General features: G+C 71.8%; 11 protein-coding genes and 1 riboswitch. Of the genes, 5 read left to right on the top strand and 6 right to left on the bottom strand.

Going from position 1 to position 16552, the window contains the following annotated elements:
* Positions 1-3 precede the first annotated feature (3 nt).
* Positions 4-1074: a C40 family peptidase gene (locus tag OG257_RS15365; RefSeq protein ID WP_329208187.1), complete on the bottom strand. Its 1071-nt coding sequence runs from the start codon at positions 1072-1074 to the stop codon at positions 4-6.
* A 355-nt stretch (positions 1075-1429) separates the two neighbouring features.
* Here OG257_RS15365 and OG257_RS15360 point away from each other — a divergent pair, with 355 nt between their 5' ends.
* Positions 1430-1783 carry a hypothetical protein gene (locus tag OG257_RS15360; protein ID WP_329208186.1) on the top strand — a complete coding sequence of 118 codons (354 nt, stop codon included), beginning with the start codon at positions 1430-1432 and terminating at the stop codon, positions 1781-1783.
* Positions 1784-1847: 64 nt separating this feature from the next.
* Here OG257_RS15360 and OG257_RS15355 read toward each other — a convergent pair whose 3' ends face one another.
* Entirely contained in the window at positions 1848-3002 is a 1155-nt protein-coding gene (locus OG257_RS15355) for a C40 family peptidase (RefSeq protein WP_329208184.1), read from the bottom strand.
* Positions 3001-3161: riboswitch (cyclic di-AMP (ydaO/yuaA leader) on the bottom strand. Its footprint overlaps the gene before it by 2 nt.
* Positions 3162-3418: 257 nt before the next feature.
* On the opposite strand from OG257_RS15355, the gene pcrA reads away from it, so the two are divergent.
* Positions 3419-5857, top strand: a complete 2439-nt coding sequence (gene pcrA, locus OG257_RS15350; protein ID WP_329208182.1) for a DNA helicase PcrA — start codon at positions 3419-3421, stop codon at positions 5855-5857.
* Here pcrA and OG257_RS15345 read toward each other — a convergent pair whose 3' ends face one another.
* Positions 5858-7594: a M23 family metallopeptidase gene (locus OG257_RS15345; RefSeq protein WP_329208180.1), complete on the bottom strand. Its 1737-nt coding sequence runs from the start codon at positions 7592-7594 to the stop codon at positions 5858-5860.
* 206 nt (positions 7595-7800) lie between these two features.
* Positions 7801-8760, bottom strand: coding sequence for an esterase/lipase family protein (locus tag OG257_RS15340; RefSeq protein ID WP_329208179.1), 960 nt, complete (start codon positions 8758-8760; stop codon positions 7801-7803).
* Between the two features lie 346 nt (positions 8761-9106).
* On the opposite strand from OG257_RS15340, the gene OG257_RS15335 reads away from it, so the two are divergent.
* Positions 9107-9520 (top strand): cobalamin B12-binding domain-containing protein, encoded by a 414-nt coding sequence (locus OG257_RS15335; RefSeq protein ID WP_329208178.1) that lies wholly within the window; start codon positions 9107-9109, stop codon positions 9518-9520.
* Positions 9521-9742: 222 nt separating this feature from the next.
* Here OG257_RS15335 and OG257_RS15330 read toward each other — a convergent pair whose 3' ends face one another.
* Entirely contained in the window at positions 9743-11362 is a 1620-nt protein-coding gene (locus tag OG257_RS15330; protein WP_329208176.1) for a DUF5691 domain-containing protein, read from the bottom strand.
* A gap of 42 nt (positions 11363-11404) precedes the next feature.
* On the bottom strand, positions 11405-12805 hold the full coding sequence (locus OG257_RS15325; protein ID WP_329208175.1) for an SWIM zinc finger family protein: 1401 nt from the start codon (positions 12803-12805) through the stop codon (positions 11405-11407).
* A 198-nt stretch (positions 12806-13003) separates the two neighbouring features.
* On the opposite strand from OG257_RS15325, the gene OG257_RS15320 reads away from it, so the two are divergent.
* Both OG257_RS15320 and OG257_RS15315 read left to right on the top strand, forming a co-directional pair.
* Complete coding sequence (locus tag OG257_RS15320) at positions 13004-14128, top strand: ATP-binding protein (protein ID WP_329208173.1); 1125 nt, start codon at positions 13004-13006, stop codon at positions 14126-14128.
* A complete protein-coding gene (locus tag OG257_RS15315; protein WP_329208171.1) occupies positions 14125-16521 on the top strand; it encodes a DUF5682 family protein in 2397 nt (798 codons plus the stop codon). Before OG257_RS15320 ends, OG257_RS15315 begins: the two co-directional genes overlap by 4 nt.
* Positions 16522-16552 lie beyond the last annotated feature (31 nt).

Here is a 16552-nt window from a genome sequence, read left to right as displayed (position 1 = left end):
AGCCTATGCCACCCGGGTCGCTCCCGCGAAAGGCATTTCGCTGATCGGTGCGATGCGGACCGGCGCGCCGGGGCGCGGGGCGTGGATCATCTGTCCGCCGCCGATGTACAGCCCGACGTGTGTGACGCCCGAGTAGAAGAAGACCAGGTCACCCGGGGCCAGTTCGGAGCGGGAGACGCGGCTGCCGGCGTTGATCTGCGTGTAGGTGGTGCGGGGCAGCGAGACACCTGCGGCGCGCCAGGCGGCCTGGGTGAGGCCGGAGCAGTCGAAGGAGGACGGGCCGGTGGCGCCCCAGACGTAGGGCTTGCCGAGTGCCCCGTACGCGAAGTCGACGGCCTGCGCGGCACGGGCGTTGGGGGCGCTGACGGAGCCGCGCGGGGTGCTGCGGTCGGCCCGGACGCCGGTGCCGCCGTGCTGGGCGTCGGCGGAGCGCTCGTAGTCGGCGCGCTGGGCGGCCGTGAGGGTGGCCAGGAGCTTGCGGGCGTCGGCCAGTTTGGTGCGGACCGCGGTCCGGTGCTTCTTCAGCTCGGCCTGGCGGTCCGCGAGTGCGGCGAGCTCCTCGTCGGCCCGGGCGCGCAGCTGGGCGATCTCGGTGAGCTGCCTGCGGACTCCGTTGACCGCGCCGGCCTGCCGGTCCCCGGCCCGGTCCAGGTAGGAGGCGCGCTCCAGGTACTGGTCGGGGTCGGAGGAGAGGGCCAGCTGGACGGCGGGGTCGAGGCCGCCGCTGCGGTACTGCGCGGCGGCGAACGAGCCGAGGGCGTTGCGCGCGGTGTTGAGGCGCTCCGTCCTGCGGGCGGCCTCGTCGCGCAGGGCGTCCAGGGACTCGGCGGTGGCGGTCGCCTTCTCCTTCGCGCCGTTGTACTTCTCGGTGGCGACCTCGGCGTCGTGGTACAGCCGGTCGACCTTGGACTTCACCTGGGCCGGGGTGAGCTGGGGCTCGGCCTGGGCGGCGCCCTCGAAGGCGGTCGCGGTAGCCGCCCCGGCGAGGGCCAGGGTGGCTGCGGTGCGGGCAGCAGGCCCGGTGAACGGACGCTGCTTGGGCTTGCGGTGAGCGGCTTTGCGTGGGACGGCCACGGGGGCGCGGGTCCTTCCGTTCGACTGCCCGTCGGGGGGTATCCGGCGGGCCCGCCGGATACCGGTGCCGGGCCACCACAGGGGGAGTGGCCCGCCACCGGAACCCGGCGGGGTGACCGGGGTGCCGCCCGGTACGGGGACGGCGGTGAAGAATCGGTCACCTGGGAGGGACGCTAAACCCGAGGCACGAGGAAGAGTCGTAATGACAGCTATTGCCCCAATGTGACGTTTCGATCAACGCAAATGACCGGAAAAACCAGCTGTTGTCGGGCAATTCGCACGGGTCGAGAGCGAACTCATAAGGAATTAGTACCTAGCTGAAGACTGGTGATATGGCCGCCGCTACGCTGCGGCCATGGACGTACTCATCAATGTCTTCGTCGCCCTGCACATCATCGGAATCGCCTCCCTGCTGGGTGGGTTCCTCACTCAGATGACGGCCATGGGGAAGGGTGCCGCGCGGTTCGGACCCGCCATGCTGCACGGTGCGCTGATGATGCTCGTCACGGGTTTCGCCCTGGTCGGGTTCAACCAGCTCGACGACCAGCCGGTGAACAACATCAAGATCGGCATCAAGCTGCTGCTCCTGGTCGTGATCCTGGCGCTCGTCTATGTGAAGCGCGACGAGGAGAAGGTCGACAAGGGCGTCTTCATGGCGGTCGGCGGGCTGACGGTCGCCAACATCTTCATCGCCACACTCTGGACCTGACCGGGCAGCCCTACGGGCCCGGTGCGTGCCGGGCCCGTAGGCAGTTCCGTCCGTGCGCTCCGTGCTACGCCGGGCGCACGCTGCCGTAGATCGGCATGTAGTAGATCGACTCCTCGCGGACGTTCGCGCCCGGCTTCGGCGCGTGGATCATCATCCCGTCGCCCTTGTAGATGCCGACGTGGCTGATGTCGTCGTAGAAGAAGACCAGGTCACCGGGCTTCAGATCGGCGGTGGCCACCCGGGTGCCCACCTCGACCTGGTCCCAGGTGGTGCGGGGCAGGTCGACGCCCGCCGCCTTCCACGCGGCCTGCGTCAGCCCGGAGCAGTCGTACGAGGACGGGCCCGTCGCCCCCCAGACGTACGGCTTGCCGATCTGGTCCCGTGCGAAGGCCAGGACCTTGTCCGCCTTCGACGCGTAGCTGCTGTCGGAGCCCGTGCCGGTGCCGGTTCCGGTGCCCGCCTCCTCCTTCGAGGCCTCGTCCGCCGCCCGGTCCGCCTCCGCCTTCGCGGCGGCGGCCTGCTGGCGCGCGAGCTCCTCCGCCTTGCGCCTGGCCTCCGCCTCCTTCTTGCGCTCCAGCTCCGCGAGCCGTGCCTTCTCCTCGGCGGTCAGCTCCGACAGCAGGGTGCGCGCCTCGGCCAGCTTGTTCTGCACCTGCTGCTTGCTGGTGCGCAGCGTGGTCTGCGACTCGGTGAGCGTCTGCAGGCTCTTCGTCGCCTCGACCCGCTTGGTCGCCGCCTCGCTCTGCTGCGTACGGAAGTCGGCGACCGCCTTCTGCTGCTGGCTGGTCATCCGGGCCATCAGCTGGTCCTGGTCGAAGTACGACTGCGGGTCGTCCGCGAGGAAGAACGTGGCCGTGGGGGCTATCGCTCCGCTGCGGTACTGCGCGGCCGCGTAGTTGCCCAGTTCCCGGCGCGTCTCGTTCAGCTTGTCGGCACGCTTGGCCGCGGCCTCGAGGAGCGCGTCGACCTTGGAGCGCTGCTGGGTGGAGGCCGCCTTCGCCTTGTTGTACTGCTGGGTCGCCGTTCCCGCCTGGCGGTAGAGGTCGTCTACCTTCTTCTGCACTTCCTCGATGCTGGGCTTGGGCTCCGCAGGGGCGGCCGTCGCGCTCTGCGTGGAGAGCAGGGTGACGGACGCGAGCGCCGCCGTCGTGAGACCGACGGCGGGGGAGCTGGTGCGCACACGGGTGCGCGGTTTGCGATGCGACGCCAAGGCCGGCATCTCCTTCCGTGGACCGCCTACCGGGTTAGCTGTCGGGTTCGGGCGGAACGGAAGGCTGCCCTACGGTCCAGCGGGACGGACCGATTCACCCCGGTGCTGCGTGTGGGTCCCCGGTTCCGGACTCCCGTGCGGGAGCGACGGATTCAGCGAGGGTGCCCGCGCGGCGTGGTTCGCCTCAAGGGGGTAACGGTCACCCGTCGGAGCACGCTAGCCAACCCGTGGTGCCCCTGTGAAGGTTGATGGCCGATATGCCCGATACATTTCCGTGACCTTTCTGGATTGACCGGTCCTATTGCGGGAAGTGCCTCCGAATCCCTACGCACTGTGGGCGATCCGTCTCGGTGCGCGCACGGATCTGGCCCTCGTGCGGAATGCGGCCCCGGGGTGTCGGTGCGGCCGCCTAGACTCGTCAGGCGATGAGCAGCCTCTTTGACGACAGTTTCCTGACCGGCCTCCAGCAAGCGGACGAGGGCCCCCCGCCACCCCCCGAGGACCACGCACCCGAAGCGGTGCCGGAGGACCTCTTCGGGGGCGTCTTCGACGGTCCCCCACCGCCGCGCGAGGCCTACTACCGCGACGGCGCCCCGCGCCCCGTCGTCGACTCCGCCGCGCTGCTCGACGGGCTGAACACCGAGCAGCGCGCCGCCGTCGTGCACGCGGGCTCCCCGCTGCTCATCGTCGCCGGGGCGGGCTCGGGCAAGACCCGGGTGCTGACGCACCGGATCGCCCACCTGCTGGCCGAGCGCGGGGTGCACCCGGGGCAGATCCTCGCGATCACCTTCACCAACAAGGCCGCGGGCGAGATGAAGGAGCGCGTCGAGCAGCTCGTCGGACCGCGCGCCAACGCCATGTGGGTCATGACCTTCCACAGCGCGTGCGTGCGGATCCTGCGCCGCGAGTCGAAGCGCCTCGGCTTCACCTCGTCGTTCTCGATCTACGACGCCGCCGACTCCAAGCGGCTGATGGCGCTGGTCTGCCGCGACCTGGACCTCGACCCGAAGCGCTATCCGCCGAAGTCGTTCACGGCGAAGGTCTCGAACCTGAAGAACGAACTGATCGACGAGGAGACCTTCGCGGGTCAGGCCGCTGACGGCTTCGAGAAGACGCTGGCGCAGGCCTACGCGCTCTACCAGGCGCGGCTGCGCGAGGCCAACGCGCTGGACTTCGACGACATCATCATGACGACGGTGCACCTGCTCCAGGCGTTCCCCGATGTCGCCGAGCACTACCGCCGCCGCTTCCGGCACGTGATGGTCGACGAGTACCAGGACACCAACCACGCGCAGTACACCCTCGTACGCGAGCTGGTGGGCCCGGCGGGCGAGGCCGACGCCCCGGGCGAGCTGTGCGTCGTCGGTGACGCGGACCAGTCGATCTACGCCTTCCGCGGCGCGACCATCCGCAACATCCTCCAGTTCGAGGAGGACTACCCGGACGCGAAGACGATCATGCTGGAGCAGAACTACCGCTCCACGCAGACGATCCTGTCCGCGGCCAACGCCGTCATCGAGCGCAACGAGAGCCGCCGCCCCAAGAACCTCTGGACGAACGCGGGCGCCGGCACCCGGATCACCGGCTACGTCGCCGACACCGAGCACGACGAGGCGCAGTTCGTCGCCGACGAGATCGACCGGCTGACGGACGCCGGGGACGCGAAGGCGGGCGACGTCGCCGTCTTCTACCGTACGAACGCCCAGTCCCGTGTCTTCGAAGAGATCTTCATCCGCGTCGGGCTGCCCTACAAGGTCGTCGGCGGAGTGCGCTTCTACGAGCGCAAGGAGGTCAGGGACGTCCTGGCCTACCTCCGGGTCCTCTCCAACCCCGAGGACACCGTCCCGCTGCGCCGCATCCTCAACGTGCCGAAGCGGGGCATCGGCGACCGTGCCGAGGCGATGATCGACGCCCTGTCGATGCGCGAGAAGATCTCCTTCCCGCAGGCACTGCGCCGCGTCGACGAGGCGTACGGCATGGCGGCCCGCTCGTCCAACGCGGTGAAGCGGTTCAACACGCTGATGGAGGAGCTCCGCACGATCGTGGAGTCCGGCGCCGGACCGGCGGTCGTGCTGGAGGCCGTCATGGAGCGGACCGGCTATCTCGCCGAACTCCAGGCGTCCACCGATCCGCAGGACGAGACCCGCATCGAGAACCTCCAGGAGCTCGCCGCCGTCGCCCTCGAGTTCGAGCAGGAGCGGGCGGAGGAGGAGGGCGCGGGCACCCTCGCCGAGTTCCTGGAGAAGGTCGCGCTCGTCGCCGACGCCGACCAGATCCCCGACGAGGACGAGGACGGCTCCGGTGTCGTCACCCTGATGACGCTGCACACCGCCAAGGGCCTCGAGTTCCCGGTCGTGTTCCTGACCGGCATGGAGGACGGCGTCTTCCCGCACATGCGCGCGCTGGGACAGGTGAAGGAGCTCGAGGAGGAGCGCCGGCTCGCCTATGTGGGCATCACGCGTGCCCGTGAGCGGCTGTACCTGACCCGGGCCGCGATGCGCAGTGCGTGGGGTCAGCCCTCGTACAACCCGCCGTCGCGGTTCCTGGAGGAGATCCCGGACCAGCACCTGGACTGGAAGCGCAAGGGGCCGATGGCGGCTCCGGCGGGACCGACGTCGGGGATCACGTCGTCGCTGTCCTCGTCGCGCTCCAAGTCGGGGCCCTCGGGCTTCGCGACCCGGCGCACCTCGGACAAGCCGGTGGTCACCCTGGTGGTCGGGGACCGCGTCACGCACGACCAGTTCGGACTGGGCACGGTGACGGCGGTCGAGGGGTTCGGCGACCAGGCGAAGGCGACGGTCGACTTCGGGGACGAGCGGCCGAAGAAGCTCCTCCTGCGGTACGCGCCGGTCGAGAAGCTCTGATCAGTTGGGGTTGATGCCGTGGCTGCGGAGCCACGGCATCGGGTCGATAGCCGAGCCGCCGCCGGGCCGTACCTCGAAGTGCAGGTGCGGGCCGGTGGAGTTCCCGGAGTTCCCGGAGAACGCGATGACGTCGCCGGCCTTGACCGAGCCCGAACGGATCTTCGTGGTGCTGAGGTGGCAGTACCAGGTCTCGGTGCCGTCGGCCGCGGTGACGATGGCCATGTTCCCGTAGGCGCTGTTCCACTGGGTGCGCACGGTGCCGTCGGTCGCCGCCATCACGGGGGTGCCGTACGCGACGGGGAAGTCGATGCCCGTGTGGACGGACATCCAGTTCACTCCGGCCTGGCCGTAGTACGCGCTGAGGCCGTGCTGCTTGACCGGGAGGACGAACTTGGGGCGCGCTGCCTCGCGGCGGGCGGCCTCTTCCTCGCGCTTCTTCTTCTCGGCGGCCTGCCGCTCCTTCAGGTCGATGCGCTCCTGGGTGCGGCTGGCACGGTCCGCGAAGTTCTCCGCGTCGGCGCTGAGGTTGGCGAGCTGGGTGTCCAGCTTGTTGTTGGCCGCGACGGGCTTGACGGTGCCCGGGTCGGCGGCAGCCACGGTCGTGGTGTCGTCCTTCTGCTCGTCGGCGCCACCGACACCGCTCACGGAGGCGGCGGCGATGCCGGCGACGCTCATGACGCAGGCGGAGGGGACGGCGACGGTGAGGAGGGCGGAACGCTTGGCGGGGGTGCGGCGCCGGCCTCGGCTGCCGCCACCGCCGCGCGGGGCCGAACGGCCCACGGGGCGCTGGGCGGTGGAGGTGCGGGCCGCGGGGATGTCGGTGTCGCCGTCGGCGTGTGCGTCGGCGGAGTGCGCGGTGCCGGTGGCCTCGGCGGCCGGGTCGGGCTCGTCGGCTTCCAGGGCCCCGTCGGTGCCGGTGCCCGTGTAGTCGGCGGTCTCCGCGAACTCGGCGGTCTCGGCGTAGTCCGCGGTCCCGGTGTACCCGTTGGTGTCCGCGTAGTCCGCGGACTCGGCGTACTCCGTGGCCTCGGTCCCGGCGCCGTGGGCGCTGAACTCGGCCGTCTCGTAGGACTCGTAGGGCGCCGACTGGTGTTCGTACGAGGGGTACGACGTCTGTTCGGGTGCGTACGCCGTGTTCTCGGGCGTGGCGCCGGTGTTCCAGGCGGTGGCGTCGTACGCGCCGGTGTCGACGGTTTCGTAGGCGCCGGTCCCGTAGCCGGGAGTCTCGAAGGCCGGGGCCGTGTAGGTGCCCGTGGCGTAGGACGTGTCGCTGAACGTGGTGGTGGGGAAGGCGCCGGTGTCGCTCGTCGCCCACTGGTCGGCCTGGCCCGTGTGGTCCCAGCCGGTGGTGTCCCACTGGCCCGTCGCCTCCGGCGCGCCGGCCTGCGGGGGAATCCCGCCGTCGGGCAGCCAGGTGGCGGTGGTCTCGTACGTCTGCTGCGCCGGATGGGCCTGGGCGCCGTACGCGTCGTACGGGGCCTGCTGAGCCTGCTGGTGTCCGCCGGTGTCCCACTGGGTGGGGTCGTACGGGACGCTGTGGCTCTGCGGCTCTGCCGGATACGCGTTTCCGTAGCCGCCGTAGGTGCTGTCGTACGCAGCCGTGTAACTGCTGTCGTACGTCTCGTGACTGCCGTCGTGATGACCGGGAAGAGTCCCGAAGAGCGGGTCGGTGTCGAAGCTGCCGGTGGAGTGGCTGTCGTATCCGACGTACCCGGCGTGGGGGTGCTGGTCGTTCACCAACTTCTCTCTCGCCTCGGCAGCAGGACCTGTTCCGGGGTCCGGTGGGGGGAACCCAGGGTGAGCAGTGGCCGCGACTGTACCCGGCGGTACGCGACGACGACAATCTTCGGCAGGTTCTGTCCGCTCAGGAAACGGGCAATCGGCCGCCTTTCGGTGGACTGGAGAAGCAGCCTTGGCCCTATGTTCGAAGTTTGTTCTATTCGTCAGGCGACTGAAGAGGCCCCTTGGGTGCCGATGACCGTGTCGTCGGACTCGAGTGCCTGACGGATCGCGGCCGCGACGGCGGGATGCACCGGCAGTGCGAGATGTCCGATACCGGTCACGCGCACGTTCTGCGCGTCGAGGTCGGGGTGGTCGACGCAGGCTGTCTCGACGGGGAGCATGACCCGGTCCAGTTCGCTCCAGAAACTGATGAACCGTGTCCGGCAGCCCGGGGCCGGCCGGCGCAGCTCCTCGATCAGGGGGGAGCCGCTGCGCATCTGGCGCACGATCGGGTGCGCACCGGCCAGCGGGGCGGCGGCCGTGCCGCCGTGCGGCGTGCCGAGGGTGACCAGGGTGCGCACCCGCCGGTCACCTCCCAGTCGCTGTACGTAGTAGCGCGCTATCAGGCCGCCCAGGCTGTGCCCGACGATGTCGACCTCGGTGTGTCCGGTGCGGGCGCAGATCTCCTCGACGTGCCGGTCCAGCAGCTCTGCCGCCGTGCGGATGTCGCAGGTCAGGGGCGAGTAGTTCAGCGACTCGAGATGGCGCCAGCCGTGCCGGGCCAGGGAGCGGCGGAGCAGGACGAAGACCGAGCGGTTGTCGATGAAGCCGTGCAGGAGGACGACGGGCGGCCGGTCGAGGGACCGGGCCGGGAGGGCGGTGGTTCCGGTCGCCGAAAGAGTGGCGTGGGGGGTGTCCGGGTGACCAGGGCTGTCCGGGTGACCGGGGCTCTGCCGGTCACCCGCGGTTTCGGGACCGTTCTCGGGACCGGCTTCGTGTCCGGGGCCGGGAGGGGCGGTGGGGAGCCGGCGCTCGGGGGTCATGCCGGTGGGGTAGATGAGGAGGTGTCCCGCGAGGATCACCAGCTCCAGTGCGGTGGCTCTGACCAGCGCCGATGTCAGCCGGCTCGGATACAGACACGACTGGCGCATCAGTAGGGGAAGGAAGGACAGGACCTTCATGGCCGACCTCCTGCACTGGCATGCGGGGGAGGCGGCTCCCTGCCCCGTACGCCCTCGCGGGGTGTCGCTGCGGAGGTGGCGACGGCCCTGGTCGGCCGGGGGTCGTACCACCGTGCCGTGCGGCTGGCGGCGCGGTGGTACGACGACCTCGTTGCGGCTCCCCTGTGCGACAGTCCCTGCGCGGCGGTGGGCCGTGTGATGCGGGGAGCGACGCTTGGCGAACATGTCCCAATGTGTGATTTCCCCCTCCCCGTCCACCGCGAAACGACGCCGTGCGGGATGCTGTGGATAACGTTCGTTCACATCCCCGGCCCTTCAGGCACGGGAGACGCATGTGGAGGCAGTGATGGGTGTGACCGGTCCGATCCGAGTGGTGGTGGCGAAGCCGGGCCTCGACGGCCACGACCGCGGGGCCAAGGTGATCGCGCGGGCGCTGCGGGATGCGGGTATGGAGGTCATCTATACCGGGCTCCACCAGACCCCCGAGCAGATCGTGGACACGGCGATCCAGGAGGATGCCGACGCGATCGGGCTGTCGATTCTCTCCGGTGCGCACAACACGCTCTTCGCGAAGGTCATCGTGCTGTTGAAGGAGCGCGAGGCGGAGGACATCAAGGTGTTCGGCGGCGGCATCATTCCCGAGGCGGACATCGCGCCGCTGAAGGAGCAGGGCGTGGCGGAGATCTTCACGCCGGGTGCGACGACCGCTTCGATCGTCGCCTGGGTGAACGCAAACGTCCGCCAGCCCGCTGGAGCCTGAGCAGGCCGACTTTTCCCGGTGCCGGCTCGCGGAGGCCTGAGTACGCCTTCCTCCGGAGCCGGGAGGCCGGGAGCCGGCGCGGGGCCGCCCGGAGCCGCAGCGGGGCGCCGCGCGGCTGCCGGTACGCCCTGCTGTGCCCCGGCCCGGCGTCCGGCGCTCGGTTCGTCATGCGTTGCCCCGATGCGTTGCCCCGATGCGCTGCGCTGCCCTGCGCTCGGTCCGTCAGGCTGCCTGCGCCAGTTCCGCGTCCATGGCCGCGCGCAGACGCAGGGTGGAGACCAGCCTCCGGAACGCCTCCGACCAGTAGCCACCCGCACCGGGCGAGGCACCTTCCGGCTCGTCCGGCGTGGTGGTGAGCACCTCGAGACGGTCCGCCTCCGCAGGGTCGAGACAGCGCTCGGCCAGCCCCATGACCCCGCTGAAGCTCCATGGGTAGCTGCCGGCGTCCCGGGCGATGTCCAGTGCGTCGACCACCGAGCGGCCGAGCGGCTCGGCCCAGGGGACCGCGCAGACGCCCAGCAGCTGGAACGCCTCCGACAAGCCGTGCGCCGCGATGAAGCCGGCTACCCAGTCGGCCCGTTCGGCCGTGGGCAGTATGGCGAGCAGCTTCGAACGCTCGGCCAGGGAAGCCGTTCCTGGACCGCTCGCCGGAGGTGTCGAGGGGGCGCCCAGCAGGGCGCGCGCCCACTCCGGATCCCGCTGGCGTACGGCAGCGCGGCACCAGGCCGCGTGCAGTTCCGCGCCCCAGTCGTCGGCGACGGGCAGGGCGACGACCTTTTGGGCGGCACGTCCGCCGAACCTCTCCCGCCAGACAGTCAGTGGGGTCGCCTCCACCAACTGCCCTAGCCACCATGATCGTTCGCCCCGGCCCGACGGGGGCACCGGGGCCACGCCGTCGCGCTGCATGGCCGCGTCGCACTCGTGCGGGGCCTCCACGGCGATGGCCTCCTCGCCGCCCGTACGGTCCGGGTTCACACAGGAGGTGGCCCGGGCCGCCATCCGCCGGGCGAGCGCCGAATCCGGCAGAGCCGACAGCAGCTCGGCGGCGGTGGAGCGGACGTTGCGGCTGCGGTCGGACAGGGCCTCCTCCAGGAACGTCTCGTCGTCGGACGAGAGACCGGTGCGCAGGGAGTCGAGGAACATCAGCCGGTCCTCGGCACGCTCCGTGGACCAGGTGGTGGCGAGCAGGGCACGGGCCGCGGCGGGATCCTGCGCCCGTACTGCACCGAGCAGCGCGACCCGCTCCGCGAACAGGCCTTCCTCCCAGAGCCGGACCACTGCCTCCTGGTCCTCGGTGGAAGGCAGGCGGGAGCGGTTCGTGGAAGCGCGGAGCGCGAATTTCCACTCCGGATTCAGGGTCGCCAGCCAGAGCCCGCGAGGCCCGGCGAACGCCAGCGCGTGCGGCCGCAGATCCGTACGCGCCCGGGCTGCGTCCAGCAGTGCGGGCAGCAGGTCCGCGGGAGCGCGGAATCCGCGGGCACCCGCGGAGGCCAGCCACTGGGGGATGAGCTCCGTGAGGTCGGGGGCCGTCCCCCGGCGCCCGCTGCCGGAGGGCGCGGAACGGTCGGCGAGCAGCTGGGCGAGCCGGCGTCTGGCCGCCGCCGGAAGCGGCGGCCGGGGGTCGGGGGGCGCCGCTTCCGGCACGGCGGCCCCGGTGGCCGGCAGCAGAGCGGCCCGGCGCCGCACGGTGTGGAGCGCCGCGGCGTCCAGCAGTGCGGCAGGGCCGTCCGCCGGTCCGCTTCCCGTGGGTGGCGGGCGCCGGTCGGTGCCGAGCAGCGCAGAGGTGACGAGCTCCTCCCAGGGGGCGTTCACCGGCGCGCCGGTCGTTGTCGTCGTGGACATTCGGTCTCCTCCGGTTATCGGGTGAGCAGGGCTTCCAGTGCGTCAGACGAGTGCCACGGTCGCGCCCGCGCTGTCGTCGGAGGCTTCCGCGCACCAGGCGGCCAGTGGGTCGAACCCGCGGTGGCCGCACTCCCCGAACACCGTCACGGGGCCGCCTCCGGAGAGCGCGACGAGCTTCCACAGGCCCGGTCGGGACAGCCCGGACGGGGCGATCGGCAGCGCGGATCCGTCCGCTGCGCCGACCAGTTGCCAGCCGTCCCCGGACGGCACGGGTATGACGTCGCGCAGGGTGGCCGGCCACGAATCCAGCCAGGGGTCGTCCAGCAGGGCACGCCCGTACGCGGTCACCGCATCTCCCGTGGTGCCGCCGGGTGGCGGGGATGCCGAGGCGATGGGCGCGCCGAACTGTTGGCCCAGCTCGCCCCGTAGCCGCCCGCCGCCCGCGTACGGCGTGACTTCGGCGTCGATCGTCACACCCACCGGCAGCGCCTGGCCGGGGGAGCGGCCCGCCGCCCCGAAGGAGAGCAGCAGAGCGGTGCGCCCCGACTCCTCCCCGTGCAGCCAGATGCGACGGGTGACGATCTTGCCGTCCTGGGTGTCGTACTGGGCGAGGACCAGCCACCGGTCGCGGACCGCCGGTCCCTCGGCCGGGGAGGTCAGCCCCACCCTCGTACGGACCGTCGCGGCCAGTGGTTCGGGCAGCCGGTCCAGCCCGAGCCACGCAGAGTCCAGCAGATGCAGCAGCGCGCACTCCTCGAGCAGCCGCACCGGCCAGCCGGGGCCCGATGCCGGGATCGCGCCCAACTCCCTTACGCGCCCGGCGAGTCCAGGGGCCTGTGCGTCGACCATGCGGGCCGCGGTCTCCTCCCACAGCGCGTACCCCGACCGGTCGGCCGCCGCGAGGCCACCGCGCAGCAGGTCGGTGAGACGCTGCTCGAGCTCCTGAGCACCCCCTGTGATCCGCTCGGCCCGACGGTCGGCGCGCCGTCTGGCGGCCTCCGGATCAGCCAGGCCTGCGGCCGGACCCTCGCCCGCGGCCGGTGCCGCGGCCCGCTCGGCGGCACGCCTGCGCCGTCCCTCCAGCCACTCCCCGGCCCACTCGGGCGCCTCGCCCTCCCGCAGCGCCGAGCCGTCGGAAGCCCAGAGCAGCAGCAGCCCCAGCGCGTGCTTGCACGGGAACTTCCGGCTCGGACAACTGCACTTGTACGCAGGGCCCGTGGTGTCCACCACCGTGCGGTACGGCTTGCTGCCGCTGCCCTTGCACAGCCCCCACACCGTTCCCGTACCGCCGTGGCCCGCCTCGGACCACGGACCGGCCGCGCCGAGCCTGCTCCCCGCCTTGCGTGATGCGTCGTCAGGAGCCAGGGCCAGTACCTGCTCCACCGTCCAGCGCGCCACCGGATCGGCGGCGCCTGAGGGTTCTCCCCCGTGAGATAGCAGCATGGGAACGACGGTAGGCCGCCCCACTGACAATCGGCCCTGACCTGCGATTCCTGCTGTTCGGAAGCCACTTGACCCCATGCGCTCCGGTCACCGGCTGACCCTCCCCGGTCCCTCCCCGGCTCTCTCCGCGGGGCCGATTGTCAGTGGCGTGGTGCACGGTGGAAACCACATCGGGTCGAACGATCTGGAGGGGGATCCATGACCGTGTCCGTAAGCACCGCTGTCGCCGCCGCGGAGGCCGGCGGCGAGGCCCTGAGGCCGCACGCCGAGGACGCCTTCGCGGACGAGCTCAAGGCTCTCGCCGCTGCCGACGACCGCCCCAGGCCGGTCCGTTGGCGTCTGTCGCCGTGGGCCGTCGCCACCTATCTGCTCGGCGGGACACTCCCGGACGGGACACTGATCACGCCGAAGTACGTGGGCCCACGGCGCCTCGTCGAAGTCGCCGTGACCACGCTCGCCACCGACCGGGCCCTGCTCCTCCTGGGGGTGCCGGGCACCGCCAAGACATGGGTGTCCGAGCATCTCGCCGCGGCGGTCAGCGGAGACTCGACGCTGCTCGTCCAGGGCACGGCGGGGACACCGGAGGAAGCCGTTCGCTACGGCTGGAACTACGCGCAGTTGCTCGCCCACGGTCCCAGCCGCGACGCGCTGGTGCCGAGCCCGGTCATGCGGGCCATGTCCGACGGGATGACCGCCCGGGTCGAGGAGCTGACCCGCATCCCCGCCGATGTGCAGGACGCGCTGATCACGATCCTGTCGGAGAAGACACTCCCCGTTCCCGAGCTGGGACAGGAGGTCCAGGCCGTCCGCGGGTTCAACCTCATCGCCACGGCCAACGACCGCGACCGCGGAGTCAACGAGCTCTCCAGCGCCCTGCGACGCCGGTTCAACACCGTCGTGCTGCCCCTGCCCGCGACACCCGATGCCGAAGTGGACATCGTCTCCCGGCGCGTCGACCAGATCGGGCGCTCGCTCGACCTGCCCGCCGCTCCCGAGGGCATGGCCGAGATCAGGCGCGTCGTCACGGTCTTCCGGGAGCTGCGCGACGGCGTCACCACGGACGGCCGCACCAAGCTCAAGTCCCCGTCGGGGACTCTGTCCACGGCCGAGGCCATCTCCGTCGTCACCAACGGGCTCGCGCTCGCCGCCCACTTCGGCGACGGTGTGCTGCGGCCCGGCGACGTCGCGGCCGGCATCCTCGGCGCGGTCGTCAGGGACCCGGCAGCGGACCGTGTGGTCTGGCAGGAGTACCTGGAGACCGTGGTCCGGGAGCGGGACGGCTGGAAGGACTTCTACCGCGCCTGCCGCGAGGTCTCCGTATGACGGCCGCCCTCCGCCCGGCCGCGCGGGAACGCGCGGGCGGCCCGCTGCTGCTGGGGGTCCGTCATCACGGGCCCGGATCCGCGAGAGCGGTCCGGGCCGCCCTGGACTGCGCACAGCCGCGTGCCGTGCTCATAGAAGGGCCGCCGGAGGGTGACGCGCTGCTGGCGCTCGCCGCCGACGAGCAGATGCGGCCGCCCGTCGCACTGCTCGCCCATGCCGTGGACGATCCGGGGCGCGCCGCGTTCTGGCCGCTGGCCGAGTTCTCCCCCGAGTGGGTCGCGATCCGGTGGGCGCTCGCGCACGAGGTCCCGGTGCGCTTCATGGACCTGCCCGCCGCGCATTCCCTGGCCATGACGGAGCAGAACGAACGGACGGAACAGGGCGAGCGGACGGATCAGGGCGGGCAGCCCGAGAGCCGGCCGGGCGATGCGCAGGTCATCGATCCGATCGGTGTCCTCGCCAGGACCGCCGGCTACGACGACCCGGAGCGCTGGTGGGAGGACGTCGTCGAGCACCGTGGCACCGGCGACGCTCCGGAAGACCCGCGGGCACCCTTCGAGGCGCTCGCCGAGGCGATGACGGCGCTGCGCGAGGCGTACGGGGACGGAGGGCACCCCCGGGACGCCGTACGGGAGGCGTACATGCGCATTCAGCTGCGCACCGCCCGCAAGGAGTTCGGTGACGACATCGCCGTTGTCTGCGGTGCCTGGCATGTTCCCGCGCTGGCCGCGAGGACGACAGTCTCCGCCGACAGGGCACTCCTGAAGGGGATTCCCAAGGTCAGGACCGAGCTGACCTGGGTGCCGTGGACCCACCGCAGACTTGCCCGGCACAGCGGATACGGCGCGGGGATCGACTCCCCCGGCTGGTACGGGCATCTGTTCGGTGCTCCCGACCGGCCCATCGAGCGATGGATGACGAAGGTCGCCGGACTCCTGCGCGACGAGGACAGGTTCGTCTCCTCCGCCCATGTCATCGAGGCCGTCCGGCTGGCCGGGGCGCTGGCCGCCATGAGGGGCCGCCCGCTCCCCGGACTGGCCGAGGCCACCGACGCGGTCCGGGCTGTGATGTGCGAGGGGTCCGACGTGCCACTCGCCCTCGTGCACGACCGGCTGGTCGTCGGGGAGACGCTCGGCGAGGTACCCGACAGCGCGCCCGCCGTGCCCCTGCAGCGAGACCTGACGCGCCTGCAGCGCACCCTCCGGCTCAAGCCGGAGGCGCAGGAGCGGGATGTGGACCTCGACCTGCGCAAGGAGACCGACGCGGCCCGCAGCAGACTGCTGCACCGGCTGGGGCTCCTCGGAGTCGGCTGGGGCGATCCCGCCGCGGGCCGGGGGAGTACGGGGACGTTCCGGGAGAGCTGGCGGCTGCGCTGGGAGCCCGAGCTGTTCGTACGGATCGCGGAAGCCGGGGTGTGGGGCACCACGGTGCTCTCCGCCGCGACCGCCCGCACCGAATCGGACGCCGTCTCGGCGACCGCCCTCGCCGAGGTGACCGCGCTCGCCGAGCGGTGCCTGCTCGCGGACCTCCCCGACGCGCTGCCCGTTGTGATGAAGGCCCTCGCCGACCGTGCCGCCCTCGACGCGGACGTGGGCCACCTCGCCGACGCGCTGCCGGCCCTGGCCCGCTCCCTGCGGTACGGGGATGTGCGGTCCACGGACACGGCCGCACTGGGAGAGGTCGCCGTCGGTCTCGCCGAGCGGATCTGCGTGGGTCTGCCGCCCGCGTGCACCGGTCTCGACGCGGACGGCGCTGCACAGCTGCACCGCCAGGTCGACGGTGTGCACACGGCGATCGGCCTGCTCGCCACAGGAGCCGCATCCGCCCAGGGGCTGCGGGAGCGCTGGGCCGGGGTTCTGCACAGGCTGTCCGCCAGGGACACGGTCGCGGGCGTGATCCGGGGGCGTGCCACGCGCCTGCTGCTCGACGACGGGCGTCTCGCCGAGGACGACGCGGCCCGGCTGATGGGGCTGGCCCTCTCGCCCGGCACACCACCGGCCGACGCCGCCGCCTGGATCGAGGGCTTCGTGGGCGGGGCGGCGGGCGGCGGGATGCTGCTCGTCCACGACGAACGGCTCCTCGGACTCGTGGACGCCTGGCTGACGGGCGTACCGGCGGAGATGTTCACGGACGTACTGCCGCTGCTGCGCCGTACGTTCTCGGCCTACGACCCCGGTGTACGCCGCACCCTGGGGGAGCTCGTCCGCCGGGGCCCGGACCCCGGGAGGGCGCACGGTGGTGCGGAGGCGGCCGCACCGGGCTTCGGCGCCGGACTCGATGCGGAGCGCGCGGACGCGGTCGTCCCGGTGCTATGGCTGCTGCTCGGAACCGGAACCGGCCCCGGAACCGGAACCGGAACCGGCCCCGGAGCGGAACGGGCGGCGGCCGGATGACCACGGACACAGCGAGGACCGGAGAAGGGGA

Source organism: Streptomyces sp. NBC_00683, from assembly GCF_036226745.1.
GTDB lineage: Bacteria > Actinomycetota > Actinomycetes > Streptomycetales > Streptomycetaceae > Streptomyces.
The sequence above is the reverse complement of the archived record's forward strand: the minus strand, read 5'-3'. Positions and strand labels throughout refer to the sequence as shown.